This is a genomic window from Ligilactobacillus ruminis DSM 20403 = NBRC 102161 (genome assembly GCF_900113455.1).
GTDB classification, from domain to species: domain Bacteria; phylum Bacillota; class Bacilli; order Lactobacillales; family Lactobacillaceae; genus Ligilactobacillus; species Ligilactobacillus ruminis.
The window spans coordinates 27326-40182 of the sequence record NZ_FOPI01000010.1 but is presented as its reverse complement, the minus strand read 5'-3'; the positions used below and the strand labels follow the sequence as shown (position 1 = coordinate 40182).

Genomic DNA, 12857 nt, shown 5'->3' with positions numbered 1-12857 from the left:
TTCCCTTCTAAATATAAATCACATCTTGATGCACGATCCTCACCATGCAGGTGAAGTCATCGAGGTCAACAATCATCGTCCTCCCCGAATTTCCTCCTGTATGCGATGCCACGACCGGAATACGCAGTTCCTTTAAAACCTCCATGACGGCTTCGGCATTTCGCTGTCCGATATTGCCGGTTCCTGACGTTGCGGATTTGAAAGAAAACATATTTGCTCCGCCAACGACTTTTGCCTTAAAACGTCCGTTTGGCACCCTTCTTTTTAGCTGCTGATACATCAAGGGAATTGCCGTATCGGCAAATTTGGCCGGATTGACGTCAGACTTGGCAGAAAACGGCTTGCTATCCGGCAGCATGATGTGGCTCAATCCGCCGACTTTGCTTTTTTCATCATAGATGATTGTTCCGATGCAGGAACCAAGCCCGACCGTCATGATGCGATGCGGAGCCTGTCCGATTTTGTAATCGGCAATTCCGACCCTGATATCGTCGCTACTCATTTTCCCCGTCCTCAGAATCACTGGATTTCAAAGCCTGATCAGCTTCCAAATCATCAAGTGACTCCACAAGTCCATCAGCTTCCTTGTTATCGAATAAATAATCAAGTTCAAGTGAAATGACGACGTCGTCTTTCATCTTGAGGAACTTGCCGACATAGCCCCGCTTTAATTTTGCCTTTTCAAGTTCTTTTTCATTATCATTCGTTTCGAGATAAACGATTCCGACAATCTTTTCAACGTAGATTCCAAGCGCTTGTTCTTTCCAGTTGCACAAGATGACCTTGGCCTCTTGCGTCTGTTCCGTAAAATCGTTGAAAAGCTTGCGTCCCAGATCAATAATCGGAAGCATTTGTTCTTCATATTCGTAAACGCCCAAAACATAATCTGCAACTTCCGGAAGCGGAATGAATTTGTTTGTCTCAACAACACGACGAACAATAGTTACAGGCAATCCGAAAAGCTGATCATGACTTTTAAATACTACATATTGTTCCATTTTGCCGCCAATCCCTTTCATCGTTTAGTTTTACAGTTTAAAAGCTTCCTGTTGAAGTTTCTTGATGTCAGCATCTTCTTGCAACTCATCAACGCTCTTTTCAAATTCAGAGATCAGATTGCGCACGTCTTCGAAGCTTGCGGCAACCTGTTGCGTTCCGGCTGAAGTTTGGCTGATTTCTTCTGCGATGTTCATATAAGCATCCGTTACTCGATTCTTGACGTCAACAACGCCTTGAATGCTTGTCTGCATCTCTTTGATACCTTGCGCGAATTCGTAAACGATGTCAGAAATGTCGCGTGAAGCAACCATTGCTTGACCGAGTTCTTCGTTTTGTTCTTCGCCGTTGTCATAAGCAGCGTTCAGATCGCTCGTGATTCTTTCAGACTTGTTTCTGATTTGTTCGATGATTTCACGAATGCTCTTCGTGGAATTGCCTGACTGTTCAGCCAAAGAACGAACTTCTTCGGCAACGATTGCAAAGCCCTTGCCGGCTTCACCCGCTCGTGCAGCTTCAATGGAAGCGTTCAAGGCAAGCAGGTTTGTTTGTTCCGAAATGTCGTTGATCAAAGAAACGATGTTGCCGATGTTTTGGATGTCCTTGTTCATTTCGCCCATTTCCTTGACGAGACGTGCCTGGTTTTCGCGTTCTGCGCTCCATGACTTGGATACGGCACCCATGATTTCAGTGTTGCGCTGATTCGTTTCCTGGGACTTGTCGGCAGATTCTCCGAGACGTCCGATCACGTCATTGATATTTTCAATGTCTGAAGAAAGCGAGTCGATGTCTTCCGTTGCCGTTTGCGCATGCTGTGCCAAAACCTGTGAAGTATCGGAAAGCTTTTCAAGCGTGTCGCCGACGTCTTCTGTTGAGGTTTTGGCCTTGTCGCAAGCAGATGACAGCGTTGCAATCCTCTTTTCGTTCTCCTTCGTATCTTCGCCCCATTGAACGGCAAAGCCTTTGAACGTATTACCGACCGCATGAAGAGCCGTTGCGATTCGACCCATGTCCGTAATGTCGTCTTCTGTATCGGCCAATTCGTCAACGCTTCTCAAATCACCGTTGGCAATTTGTTCCATGTGTTCTTCAATGAACTTCAGGTTCTTGCCGACGCCCGTTTGGCCGGCAATCTTGCCGCCGAAAACGAGATAAACAACTTGCGCAACAATCAAAATAACTGCTAATACCCAGTATGCGACAACGTTTGCCGGCGCGCACAGGAAATATCCGACAATTGCCGCTATGATCGTAACAAATACCGGCACTAGTTTTTGTACAATATTCTTTGTCTTGTTATTCATGATAATTTTCCTTTCAAACTGAAATTAATCCTAATTGACCTCTGTGTAGATTAAGCAAAAAAACCACTTTCACCTCACAAAAACATATTAACCTGACAGCGATCCCATGCTATTCATATCGGTTGATAATGAAGCGATTTTAAGCAAACTACGCGTGTTACTATGCGGAGTTTCTGTGATTTTTAGCCTAAAATATAGAACGATTTATCTGAAATTTGTAATTTTTGTGACTTTTCCTTTAAAATGCAGAGTTTATATTTTGAACTGAATTTAAAATCACTTTGTAACTTCGGTATAATGCTATGATTATTTCAAATATCGGTCAGTCTCTTAACCTTCCGTTCGCGTCTACCATACATACACGTTTTTAGGATCATTCGTTGCCGAATACCCGCCTTTTTTGTCATCCCTGACCAAGTTGCCGTAAGAAAGCTCCAACGTTCGCCGACGCAACGTATTCACCATCGTCGAATCATGCGTCGCAAACACGACCGTCATTCCTTGACGGTTGATCTTGTTAAAAAGCTTCATTATGTCCATCGCCGACCGGTTGTCCAGATTGGCCGTTGCCTCATCTGCGATCAAAACCGGAGGCGAAGTCACGATTGCCCTTGCAATCGCAATTTTCTTCTGTTGTCCGATTGACAACTCATATGTACGATGCTCGCGAAAATTCCACATGCCAACGGTCGTAAATGCATCCAAAATCCGCTTGTCCCATTCTTCTTTTGGAACATCGCACGCACTCAGAACATATTCGACGTTTTCATATGCGCTTCGATTAGGCAAAAACAAATCCTTTTGCCGAATTACGCCGACCTGGCGTCTCAACTTATAGACCTGATTGTTCTTCAATCTCGAAATCTTGACGTTTCCCATTAAGATTTCGCCGGACGTCGGCATTTCTTCACGATTGAACATTTTGAGCAGAGTAGACTTGCCTGCGCCGCTTTTTCCGACGACGTAGACAAATTCCCCTTGTTCAATCTTAAAGGAAACATCTTTTAGACCATAATTTCCGTTGTCATATTTTTTGCTGATATGCGTAAATTTAATCACGAGACATCATTCCCCATTATTATTCCGTAAACTTGTTGATCGTCTGCAGCATTTCGTCCGTCGACTGCAGGGCCTTGCTGTTCATCTGATAAGCGCGCTGGGTGATGATCATTTTAGACATCGTATCGGCAACGTCAACGTTTGACAGTTCGACCAAGCCTTGATTGATCTGACCGAACCCGGCGTTGTTATTTGCCGACGAAATCAAGTTCCCGTCGCAACGGTAAAGATTGTTCCCGATGTCGTTCATATCGATCGAATTTTGCGGACGAAACAGCAGGATGCGCCCGACCCTGACGTTTCCGATCGAAACGTAACCGGATATCGAAATGCTGACCTCGCCGTCTTTCGGCCACTGACTTGAAGGAACGTTTGATTGAACCTCAACCTTCATTCCTTTGCTCGTCACAAGGTTTCCGTCGGCATCGCGTCTGAAGCTGCCGTCTCTTGTCAGGTACAGATTGTTTGCACCGTCCCTGACCCCGAAGTATCCTTCGCCGTCAATTGCCAAATCATAAGTTCCGGCAGTCGATTTGAACACTCCCTGGCTTAAATTTTCGTTGACCTGTTGCACGTTGAGTCCGGCATTGACGGCAACGTTGCCGGCATTTTGCGACAGACCGACCTCGTTTGCGTTGGTTCCGTTGTTCAAAAGTTCCTGAAACGTTGTTCGTTTGTCCTTGTATCCAAGCGTATCGACGTTCGCAAGGTTGTTTGCAACGACGTCCATTTCGCGTTGATAGGCATTAAGCCCCGAACGACTGATGGACAAAATCTGACTCATGTTCATTGTTAAATCCTCCGCTAAATCTTGCCAAGCTCATTTACGGCTTTGCCGAGCGTTTGGTTGGCAGTGCTTAAAACTTTTTGGTTGGCCTCAAATTCACGTGAAGTCTGAATCAGATCCACCATGTTTTGTGCCGTATCCGTATTCGATCCTTCAAGCATACCCTGCACGACTTCGCTTCTGATCTGCGTTCCTGCGGTATTGCTCGTATAGATTGTATTGCCTTGGTTTTGCAAAGCGGACGCATTGTTGAACGAAACGATCATAAAATTCGGATTGGCTTCATTTGCTTGGATCGCCTGGCCGTTTGCCCCAAGAACAGCATATCCTTCCTGAGTTACCAGCTGTCCTTGACGATTTTCGGTAAAGTTGCCGTTTCTCGTATAGCCGATCTGACCGTTGTTCATGCGAACCGTGAAGTAGCCTGCTCCGTTGATTGCAAAATCAGTTTTCAAGTCCGTTTCATGCATCGAACCGGATTGGGTATTCAAATATGAACCGTCTATCTGATTTCCGAACGTGAAATTTCCGACGTTGACTCGTTGTTCATTTTTTAATCCGCCCATGAAGTTGTGCAGCTGAACGTTTTTCAGCGTCGACTGGAACAGTTTCTTTTCTTGATAACCGTTCGTATTTACGTTGGCAATATTTGCAGAAATTGCTTCCTGCCTCTTTTGCAGTACTTCAAAATTGCTTTTCAAGGTATCAATTGATCTGATCATTCCTGATTTGCCTCCTCAATATAGCCTCTGATCTTGGCAATCGCCCGGCCGTGAATCTGTGAAATGCGGGCAATCGAAACATCCAAAATCGCGGCTATTTCTTTTAATGTCGCATCTTCTTCGTAATACAGACTCAAAACGAGCTGTTCACGTTCCGAGAGACGCTTGATTGCTTCAACCAGTTCTTTTTTTCTCTCTTGCTTCATTAATTCCTTCTCTCCGCTCGGAGCCTTGGAATCCCTTAGCGTGTCTTGAACCATGACCGTTTCGTCGTTATTTGAATAAAGCGTGCTTTCAAGCGAAACCGATGAAAGGTATTGAATGCTGTCATAAATGTCGCCCAACTGGGATGAGGTGATTCCCATCTTCTTCATGATTTCCTTGTCGGTCACTTCGCGTTTCATTTCCTGTTCAAGTTCTTGCTTAGCCTGATAGAAGCTGTTGACGTTCCCCATTTTGTAACGAGATATTTTTGAATGGCGTCTGACTTCATCGATGATGGCCCCGCGAATTCTGATGGTCGCATAGTTTTCAAACGGAACTTTCTTTGACGAATCAAACTTCTGCATTGCATCAATCAAACCAATAACGCCGATGTTATACAGATCATCATATTCATATTCAGTATTTTTGATGGAGATGCGGTTGGCAACACGTTCTACCAAGGGCAAGTATTTCAATATTTCTTGTTCTCGATCAACCTCGTACATGAAACGGCACTGCCCCTTTCTTTGATTAATCCGCTGCATCAGATTTCAATGTTCCCGATTGATTCAATTGTAATTTCATTTGGAATTTCATTCAATGAAAGCACTGCAACGTCAGGAAAGTTGAATGCAATCAGTTTTCTGAAGGCCAAACGAATCTTTGGCGACGTCAAAATGACGTAGTTCATGTTTTGTGCCGCCATTTGTTGTGAAATGTCGCCGATTGCGGCCAAAATCTTGTTGACGGAATCAGGCTTCATTACCGGATATGATCCGGTTGCAGTCTTTTGAATGCTTTGCGAAACCATCTCTTCGACTTTCGGATGAATCGTGACCACGTTGATACGATCGTTTTCATCCGCATATTTATTGGCAATCGTTCGCCTGAGTCCTTGACGGACATACTCGGTCAAAACTTCGGTATCTTTCGTAACCGTTCCGTAATCGGCCAAAGTTTCAAGAATCGTGGCCAAGTCGTTAATCGGAACGTTTTCTTCAAGCAGATTTTGAAGAACCTTTTCGACTTCGCCCAAACGCATGATGTCAGGAATCAATTCATCGATGACGACGTTGTTGTTGGCCTTGATGCCTTCAAGAAGCTTTTGCACTTCCTGTCTGCCAAGAAGCTCCGGCGCATGCGCATGAATGATTTCTTTAAGGTGCGTTGCAATGACCGTCAGCGGTTCGATCACCGTGAAGCCTTGCAGATCCGCATTTTCCTTATCCTTTTCATCGATCCAAAGCGCATCGAGCTGAAAGGCCGGTTCCTTGGTCGGAATTCCTTGGAACGGGAAGCTTCCGTCATCAGACTGGCTGATGATCATGTATTTGTCAGGATAGATGTCTCCGTGCCCGACTTCATTGCCGCGAATTTTGATCGAATAATCATTGGCGTTCAGATACAGGTTGTCGCGAATGCGGACTGGGCTGACCAAAATCCCGAGCTCATGAGCCGTTTGCCGTCTGATGGCAGAAATTCTGTTCATCAGACTGTTGTCGATCGTGCTGTCGACCAACGGAATCAAGCCATAGCCGATTTCAATCGACAACGGCTCGACCTGAAACGATGCCACGTCGTCGTCTTCTTCCTGCTCTTCTTTTTTGCGCTGCAATGCAAGAGTCTGTTCTTCTTTGATTCTTTCCTTGATTCTTTGTTCTTCTTTTTGCTTGACCAAAACGTTGGCGGTAAACATTGCCAGTGACAGGACGATGAAAGGCATCTTGGGAAATCCAGGGACGAGCGCCAAAACCAGCAGGATGATCCCGACGACTTTGAAAAGCTGCGGATTTCTCAATGCATCGCTTGCGATATCAGTCCCAAAAGTGCTGTTGTCTTCAGAACGCGTTACGATCACGCCGGTTGCCAGGGAAATCAGAAGCGACGGGACGGAACTTACCAAACCGTCACCGATCGCCAATTTCCCGAACTGGCTGAGCGCATCTGTAATCGACAAATCTCCTTTGGCAGTGAAAATGATGGTTCCGCCTATCAGATTGACCAGAACGATGATGATTCCGGCGATTGCATCACCTTTAACGAACTTTGAAGCACCATCCATCGATCCGTAGAAATCAGCTTCGCGCTGCAGATCCTTGCGACGCTGTCTTGCTTGTTCTTCAGTAATCGCCCCTGAATTCAAGTCAGAGTCGATCGCCATCTGCTTGCCGGGCATCGCATCCAAAGTAAAACGAGCAGAAACTTCGGAGACACGACCTGAACCGTTTGTCACGACGACCAGCTGAACTATCATGATGATCACGAACAAGATAATGCCAACGATGTAATTTTCGCCGGCCACAACATCGGCAAAGGCCTCAATCACGTGTCCGCCGTTTCCCGTCGTCAGGATGGAGCGCGTCGACGACATGTTCAAACCGAGTTTAAACATCGTCGTAATCAGCAAAACAGTCGGAAACGTCGAAAACTCCAAAACTGATTTGGTAAACAACGTAATGAGCAAAATATTAATTGCAATCGTCAAGTTCGTAACGATAAAAATATCAAGCAATGACGTCGGGAGCGGAATGATGATCAATCCGACGATGCCTATGACAAGAAAAGAGATTACAATTTCAGCGGGCGTCAACCCGCCCTTTTTTGCTTTCGCTTTATTGTCCAACTTACTTTCTCCTCCTGATTAAATCTTTCCTTTTGCTTCTTGCTCAAGCTTGTAAACAAGAGCAATGACTTCTGCGATGGCTTCATAAAATTCGACCGGAATAAAATCGCCGGCATCGACTTTAGGATAAAGCGCTCGTGCCAACGGTTTGTTTTCGATGATCGGCACGTTTTGCTTTTTGGCTTCTTCCTTGATTCTCATTGCCACGTCATCGGCCCCTTTGGCCAAAACCTGAGGAACGCCAGCACCTTCCGCATCATATTTGATCGCGATTGCCAAGTGCGTCGGGTTGGCTAAAACAACCGTGGCATCTTTGACCTGCGCGACCGCATTTCGAATCATTTCGCGGTGTTTGGCTTTGCGTTGGGCCTTGACCTGAGGATCGCCTTCCATTTGCTTCATTTCATCTTTGATTTCTTGTTTTGACATCTTCAAGCTCTTCATATGCGTGTAGCGTTGAAACGCATAGTCAAAAACAGAAACAACGACAAGCAGGATGCCGATCTGCGTCGCAAGGTCCTTGCAGATGTTCAGCATGAACAACAAGACCTTGCCCGTTCCGACTTCAGACAGGCTCGTCAGAGTCGGAATCGTTTCAACGTATTTCTTGTAGCAAAGGTATCCGACGATAATCAGCTTGACCAACGACTTGGCCAGATTCTGCAATGCTCTCAGACTGAACATCTGCTTAAGGCCGTTCAGCGGATTGAGTTTTTTGAAATCCGGCTTGATCGGAGTCGCCGTAAAGAGCAGTCCGACTTGAACGATGTTTCCGACGATGCCGATCACGATCGCAATCAGCATGAACGGCCCCGTCATGATAAAAATCATCAAAATTGCCTGAAACGCAATTTTTCCCAAGCTTCCAATCATCTGATCGGGATTTGCCAGCATCTCAAGATAATTGACAAAATAAGGTGAGAAGTGGTTTATGGAAAATTCGCAAAGTGGAACAAATAGCATCGCAAAGACAAACAACGCGACTGCCGCAACGACATCCGGGCTCTTTGCTACCTCACCGCGTTTCCGTGAATCACGAATCCGCTTCGGGGTGGGTTTTTCTGTTTTTCCATCCTTGTCTCCCATATCACTTCTCACCTGCCTCTCCTAAGCGATTGATTTGATAAAGTCGGCCATATTTTGAATCATCTCTGAAAAGTTGCTTGCCAAAAAATCGACCATGTTCGGCAAAACCAGCACACAGACAATAAAACTGACTGTCGTCTTCACGTTCAACGACAGCATCAAAACGTTCAGCTGCGGAATCGAACGCGATAAAATTCCAAGCACGATATCGATTACGAGAATCGAAATAATGATCGGTGCTCCCATGTTGAAGGCCATCTCAAACGTCTTGGCAAACAGCTTGACGATTCCTCCAATCGATTCATCCGTCAAAGTCGGATATCCGAGACTGACGATGTCAAATGATGTCATCAGACCTCTGATCATCTGTCTGTACAACCCGCTGGCAAAAAAGACCATGATTGCAAGCCAATAGTACATTTTGCCAAATTGCGAGGTTGATGCCTGCATCGTTGGATCGTATGCCTGAGCCATGATGAAACCGTCCTGAAAATCAATGAACTGGCCCGTAATCATGACCCCGAAAAAAACCAGTCGGCATAAATATCCCATCGCCAAGCCAAAAATCGTTTCCTTGACTGCCATCAAAATGAAGACGGCCAAGGCAACTTCTTTTTCAAAGGCTGCTGCAAGCGAAAATGCCGACAGAATCAACCCGCCTCCAAGAATCAGCTTGCAAGGATTCGGAAAATTCCTTTCAGAAAGAATCGGGGCAACTGACATGAACGAAAACACGCGGCATGCAATCAAACCTAATATTTGGATCTGCACCATGCTCATGCTTTTCACCTCACAAGTTGCTGATCATTCTGAAAATATGCCGAGTAAATTCAAGCAAAATGTTAATCATGAAATTTCCCGCTATAATCAGCGTGACGAAGATTGCTGCAAGCTTGGGAACAAAACTCAACGTCTGTTCCTGAATCTGCGTTGTTGCCTGAAAAATACTGATGATCAAGCCGACGATCATTGCAACTAAAATGACAGGTGCCGAGACGATCAAAACGCGAATCAACGCGTCACGCATCACATCTGTTACGACTTCAATACTCATTTGCCTGCCCCCTTAATTGAAACTTTGAACGAGCGATTCGACCAAAAGGTACCAACCGTCGACCAAAACAAACAGCAAAATCTTGAACGGAAGCGAAATCATGACCGGGGACAACATGATCATCCCCATCGACATCAGGACGCTAGCCACGACCAGGTCGATGATCATAAACGGTATGAACAGCAAAAAGCCGATGCTGAATGCGGTTTTCAACTCGCTTAAGATAAATGCCGGTGCCATTACCGTAAACGGAATGTCCTTATATGTACGATATTTGATCTTCTTTCGTTCGTTTTTTTGATCCAGATCTTTGAACAGCTTGACGTCTTTTGGGTTGGCCTGCTTATACATGAATTCCTTCATGCGGTTTTCAGACCTGTCGAACACTTCTTGCTGAGTAATCTTGTTTTCATTGTATGGCTGAATCGCATTATGATAAATATCGTTATAGACGGGGCGCATCGTAAACAGCGTCAAGAACAGCGCCAGCCCGATCAGAACCTGATTGGGAGGATTTTGCTGAGTTCCAAGCGATGACCTGACAAACGACAAGACGACGATGATTCGCGTAAACGAAGTCGTCATGATCAAGATCAGCGGAATGATCGACAACAGCGTCATGATGACGAACGTATCGACAATCTTGCTCGATGAGCCCTGATTATTTCCGTTAATCAGCTTATTGACCGTATTCGTCACGTCGCTCGTGCTCACTGCGGCAACGTGGTCAGGCATCCTGACCACGATCAAAAAACAGGCCATCATTCCGAAAAGTACCAGTGCCGCAATTTTGATATTCTTTTTATTGAACTTCATCATTACTTCCTCTTTGCTTTCTCGAAAATTTTTTTGAAGTTTTCAGCCATTTCGAGCTGCCTTTCTTCATTTTGCCTGTTTTCCTGAATCAGCTTTTCTGCTTCTTCCTTTGACAATTCCCTTATGATCTTGTTTTCCTGTTCCGAAAAACTCATCACGTAATATTTATCGATAATCAACACGATTGCCAAAGATGACGATTTCGTGACCGCAATCTTTTTCATGACGCGAAAATTTTCATTCGCCTGACTTGTGAAGCGATTCAGATACTTCAGCGTCAAAACGATCAGCAATAAAACCGCCGCCAATCCGGCAATCATTTTGACCAAGGCCAAAATCCCGTCCATACAACAAAACCTCCAACTAACTGACGCGGACTAAACCGCAGAATTCATTAATTGAGTGTATTTTACATAATGCTTAAAACTCAATCAACAGAATTACATCTAACTTTTTAAGAAGTTTTATTGAACAACCAAATCCGTTACGTAAACCTGAATTGCCAGCGTTTCGCCGAGCTCTTCGTTGATTCCGTCTTTTAATTCGTTCTTCAAAGCCGTTACGCTACCGGAATTGCTCAAAATATCCGTGGCCTTTTTCTTCTTCATGACATTGATAACGGCGTCACGAATCACAGCCATGTTTTTCTTGGCTTCAGCGGCCTTGTCGCCATTTTCGACCAAGATTGAAATCTTCAGGCGCGCATACTGCGTATTGGCCGAATCGTCCGTTGCAAGGTTGACAACGAACTTCGGCACGCTGACCAGTTTTTCGTCATCGGAAATCTTGCCTGTTCCGGCGTTGCGCTTGACGGAAGAACCTGCCTGTTCGGTCTTAGGCGCAAGGAAATGCGTTGCGAGAACCGTACCACCGACACTGCCGCAAATCGTCAAGATCACGATCAAAGGAATCAGGATTCCCCACTTTGGACCTTTTTTAACTTCTGTTTCTTCAATTGCCGCAGGCTTTTTTGTCTTTGCCTTTGGTGCTTCTTTTTTATTATCCATTTTCACCCAACTCTCTATCGTTTTCTGAGGATTTGTAGTCATCCTCCGTTGCATTTGCGTCTAACAATCCGCTAAAAACAAGGCGGCGATATGCAGTGATTTTTTCAACCGCTTCTTTTGCGGTATTTTTGACGACGATCGGCGTCCCGTCCGTCAAAGTAATCACCGTGTCCGGTCGTTCGTCGATTCTGACGATCATGTCCGGATTGAGATAAAATTTTTCGCCGCTCCATGCTGTTAATTCAATCACGCTACCACTCACTTTTTATTCATTTCGCAATTAGTGCTTCAGGTTCAGCAACTCCTGCAACATTTCGTCCGAAGTCGTAATACTGCGCGAGTTTGCCTGGTATGCACGACTTGCGATGATCATTTGCGAGAACTGATCGGCCAAATCGACGTTTGACATTTCCAAAAATCCTGATTCCAAAGTACCGGTACCGCCAAGACCTGGAGTTGCAAAGTTCGGATCGCCCGAGTTGTTCGTGACGGAGAAGTTGTTGCTGCCTGATTTTTGCAAACCGGACGGGTTGTTAAACTTGGCAAGTTCAATCTTGCCCATTGCATAGCGCGTATCACCGTATTTTGCAACGACAAGACCTGAATTATCGATCGTGACTGATTCGAAACGCTGACCGTTGACCGTTTCAGGAATATTGATGTCAGCGAGATTTGAACCCGTAGCGTTCGGATTACCGAAATAGTTTTCACTCTTGAAATTGTTGTCCATAGGGGCAGGGATGTTTCCCTTTGTCGGTTGCCCCTTGACGTGATAACCATTGGAGTTGACTAACAACCCTTGGCTGTCGCGCTTGAAGGCACCGTCACGCGTGTAGTATGTCACGGCATCGGAATCGGCCGTTGCTTCCTTGCGCACGACGAAGTAGCCTTCGCCTCGAATGTAAAGGTCCATGTCCTGACCGGTAGATTCCATGTTGCCACGGCCCGTCATCGTATCAATGGCACCTGTCTGCATCCCAAGTCCGACCTGCTTGCCGTTGACACCGCCAAGGCCCAAGCCGGGCTCTGAGGCTGACGTCGTATTTTGGCTGACCATGTCTTGGAATAAAACACGACCTGCTTTGAAACCGTGCGTATTAACATTTGAAACGTTGTTGGCGATAACGTCCATTTGAGTCTGAAAACCTTTCATGCCGCTAACGCCTGAGTAAAGAGATCTTAACATTTAAAAATTCCTC

16 protein-coding genes are annotated in these 12857 nt (G+C 45.4%); all 16 read right to left on the bottom strand.

The window, feature by feature from the left end; translation table 11 throughout:
- Window positions 1-7 precede the first annotated feature (7 nt).
- Complete coding sequence (locus tag BMZ95_RS04020; protein ID WP_014073978.1) at window positions 8-502, bottom strand: chemotaxis protein CheD; 495 nt, start codon at window positions 500-502, stop codon at window positions 8-10.
- The gene (locus tag BMZ95_RS04015) at window positions 495-1019 is read right to left on the bottom strand and encodes a chemotaxis protein CheW (protein ID WP_052750366.1); all 525 of its coding nucleotides are present in this window, start codon (window positions 1017-1019) and stop codon (window positions 495-497) included. The genes BMZ95_RS04020 and BMZ95_RS04015 overlap by 8 nt, the downstream gene beginning before the upstream one ends.
- Window positions 1020-1028: 9 nt before the next feature.
- Window positions 1029-2300 carry a methyl-accepting chemotaxis protein gene (locus tag BMZ95_RS04010; protein ID WP_014073980.1) on the bottom strand — a complete coding sequence of 424 codons (1272 nt, stop codon included), beginning with the start codon at window positions 2298-2300 and terminating at the stop codon, window positions 1029-1031.
- A gap of 348 nt (window positions 2301-2648) precedes the next feature.
- Window positions 2649-3359 carry a cell division ATP-binding protein FtsE gene (locus BMZ95_RS04005; RefSeq protein WP_046922498.1) on the bottom strand — a complete coding sequence of 237 codons (711 nt, stop codon included), beginning with the start codon at window positions 3357-3359 and terminating at the stop codon, window positions 2649-2651.
- 19 nt (window positions 3360-3378) lie between these two features.
- A complete protein-coding gene (locus BMZ95_RS04000; RefSeq protein ID WP_046922499.1) occupies window positions 3379-4149 on the bottom strand; it encodes a flagellar hook-basal body protein in 771 nt (256 codons plus the stop codon).
- A 14-nt stretch (window positions 4150-4163) separates the two neighbouring features.
- Window positions 4164-4868, bottom strand: coding sequence for a flagellar hook-basal body protein (locus BMZ95_RS03995; protein ID WP_014073983.1), 705 nt, complete (start codon window positions 4866-4868; stop codon window positions 4164-4166).
- The gene (locus BMZ95_RS03990; protein ID WP_046922500.1) at window positions 4865-5578 is read right to left on the bottom strand and encodes a sigma-70 family RNA polymerase sigma factor; all 714 of its coding nucleotides are present in this window, start codon (window positions 5576-5578) and stop codon (window positions 4865-4867) included. Before BMZ95_RS03990 ends, BMZ95_RS03995 begins: the two co-directional genes overlap by 4 nt.
- 38 nt (window positions 5579-5616) lie before the next feature.
- Window positions 5617-7695, bottom strand: a complete 2079-nt coding sequence (gene flhA, locus BMZ95_RS03985) for a flagellar biosynthesis protein FlhA (RefSeq protein WP_046922501.1) — start codon at window positions 7693-7695, stop codon at window positions 5617-5619.
- Window positions 7696-7713: 18 nt separating this feature from the next.
- Window positions 7714-8781: a flagellar biosynthesis protein FlhB gene (gene flhB / locus BMZ95_RS03980; RefSeq protein ID WP_046922502.1), complete on the bottom strand. Its 1068-nt coding sequence runs from the start codon at window positions 8779-8781 to the stop codon at window positions 7714-7716.
- A 21-nt stretch (window positions 8782-8802) separates the two neighbouring features.
- Window positions 8803-9561, bottom strand: coding sequence for a flagellar biosynthetic protein FliR (locus BMZ95_RS03975; RefSeq protein WP_056990405.1), 759 nt, complete (start codon window positions 9559-9561; stop codon window positions 8803-8805).
- Window positions 9562-9571: 10 nt separating this feature from the next.
- Window positions 9572-9835 carry a flagellar biosynthesis protein FliQ gene (gene fliQ / locus BMZ95_RS03970; protein WP_014073988.1) on the bottom strand — a complete coding sequence of 88 codons (264 nt, stop codon included), beginning with the start codon at window positions 9833-9835 and terminating at the stop codon, window positions 9572-9574.
- Window positions 9836-9847: 12 nt separating this feature from the next.
- The gene (gene fliP, locus BMZ95_RS03965) at window positions 9848-10654 is read right to left on the bottom strand and encodes a flagellar type III secretion system pore protein FliP (protein WP_080927192.1); all 807 of its coding nucleotides are present in this window, start codon (window positions 10652-10654) and stop codon (window positions 9848-9850) included.
- On the bottom strand, window positions 10654-10998 hold the full coding sequence (locus BMZ95_RS03960; protein WP_014073990.1) for a flagellar biosynthetic protein FliO: 345 nt from the start codon (window positions 10996-10998) through the stop codon (window positions 10654-10656). The genes fliP and BMZ95_RS03960 overlap by 1 nt, the downstream gene beginning before the upstream one ends.
- A 117-nt stretch (window positions 10999-11115) precedes the next feature.
- Window positions 11116-11658, bottom strand: a complete 543-nt coding sequence (locus BMZ95_RS03955; protein WP_041820099.1) for a flagellar basal body-associated FliL family protein — start codon at window positions 11656-11658, stop codon at window positions 11116-11118.
- Window positions 11651-11908, bottom strand: coding sequence for a flagellar FlbD family protein (locus tag BMZ95_RS03950; protein WP_014073992.1), 258 nt, complete (start codon window positions 11906-11908; stop codon window positions 11651-11653). Before BMZ95_RS03950 ends, BMZ95_RS03955 begins: the two co-directional genes overlap by 8 nt.
- A gap of 30 nt (window positions 11909-11938) precedes the next feature.
- Window positions 11939-12844, bottom strand: coding sequence for a flagellar hook-basal body complex protein (locus BMZ95_RS03945; protein WP_046922505.1), 906 nt, complete (start codon window positions 12842-12844; stop codon window positions 11939-11941).
- Window positions 12845-12857: the final 13 nt, after the last annotated feature.

Excerpts from the sequence above, each read along its gene's own strand:
- BMZ95_RS04020 (WP_014073978.1), bottom strand. The coding sequence starts at position 502 with ATGAGTAGCGACGATATCAGGGTCGGAATTGCCGATTACAAAATCGGA.
- BMZ95_RS04015 (WP_052750366.1), bottom strand. The coding sequence starts at position 1,019 with ATGAAAGGGATTGGCGGCAAAATGGAACAATATGTAGTATTTAAAAGT.
- BMZ95_RS04010 (WP_014073980.1), bottom strand. The coding sequence starts at position 2,300 with ATGAATAACAAGACAAAGAATATTGTACAAAAACTAGTGCCGGTATTT.
- BMZ95_RS04000 (WP_046922499.1), bottom strand. The coding sequence starts at position 4,149 with ATGAACATGAGTCAGATTTTGTCCATCAGTCGTTCGGGGCTTAATGCC.
- BMZ95_RS03995 (WP_014073983.1), bottom strand. The coding sequence starts at position 4,868 with ATGATCAGATCAATTGATACCTTGAAAAGCAATTTTGAAGTACTGCAA.
- BMZ95_RS03990 (WP_046922500.1), bottom strand. The coding sequence starts at position 5,578 with ATGTACGAGGTTGATCGAGAACAAGAAATATTGAAATACTTGCCCTTG.
- flhB (WP_046922502.1), bottom strand. The coding sequence starts at position 8,781 with ATGGGAGACAAGGATGGAAAAACAGAAAAACCCACCCCGAAGCGGATT.
- BMZ95_RS03975 (WP_056990405.1), bottom strand. The coding sequence starts at position 9,561 with ATGAGCATGGTGCAGATCCAAATATTAGGTTTGATTGCATGCCGCGTG.
- fliQ (WP_014073988.1), bottom strand. The coding sequence starts at position 9,835 with ATGAGTATTGAAGTCGTAACAGATGTGATGCGTGACGCGTTGATTCGC.
- fliP (WP_080927192.1), bottom strand. The coding sequence starts at position 10,654 with ATGATGAAGTTCAATAAAAAGAATATCAAAATTGCGGCACTGGTACTT.
- BMZ95_RS03960 (WP_014073990.1), bottom strand. The coding sequence starts at position 10,998 with ATGGACGGGATTTTGGCCTTGGTCAAAATGATTGCCGGATTGGCGGCG.
- BMZ95_RS03955 (WP_041820099.1), bottom strand. The coding sequence starts at position 11,658 with ATGGATAATAAAAAAGAAGCACCAAAGGCAAAGACAAAAAAGCCTGCG.
- BMZ95_RS03945 (WP_046922505.1), bottom strand. The coding sequence starts at position 12,844 with ATGTTAAGATCTCTTTACTCAGGCGTTAGCGGCATGAAAGGTTTTCAG.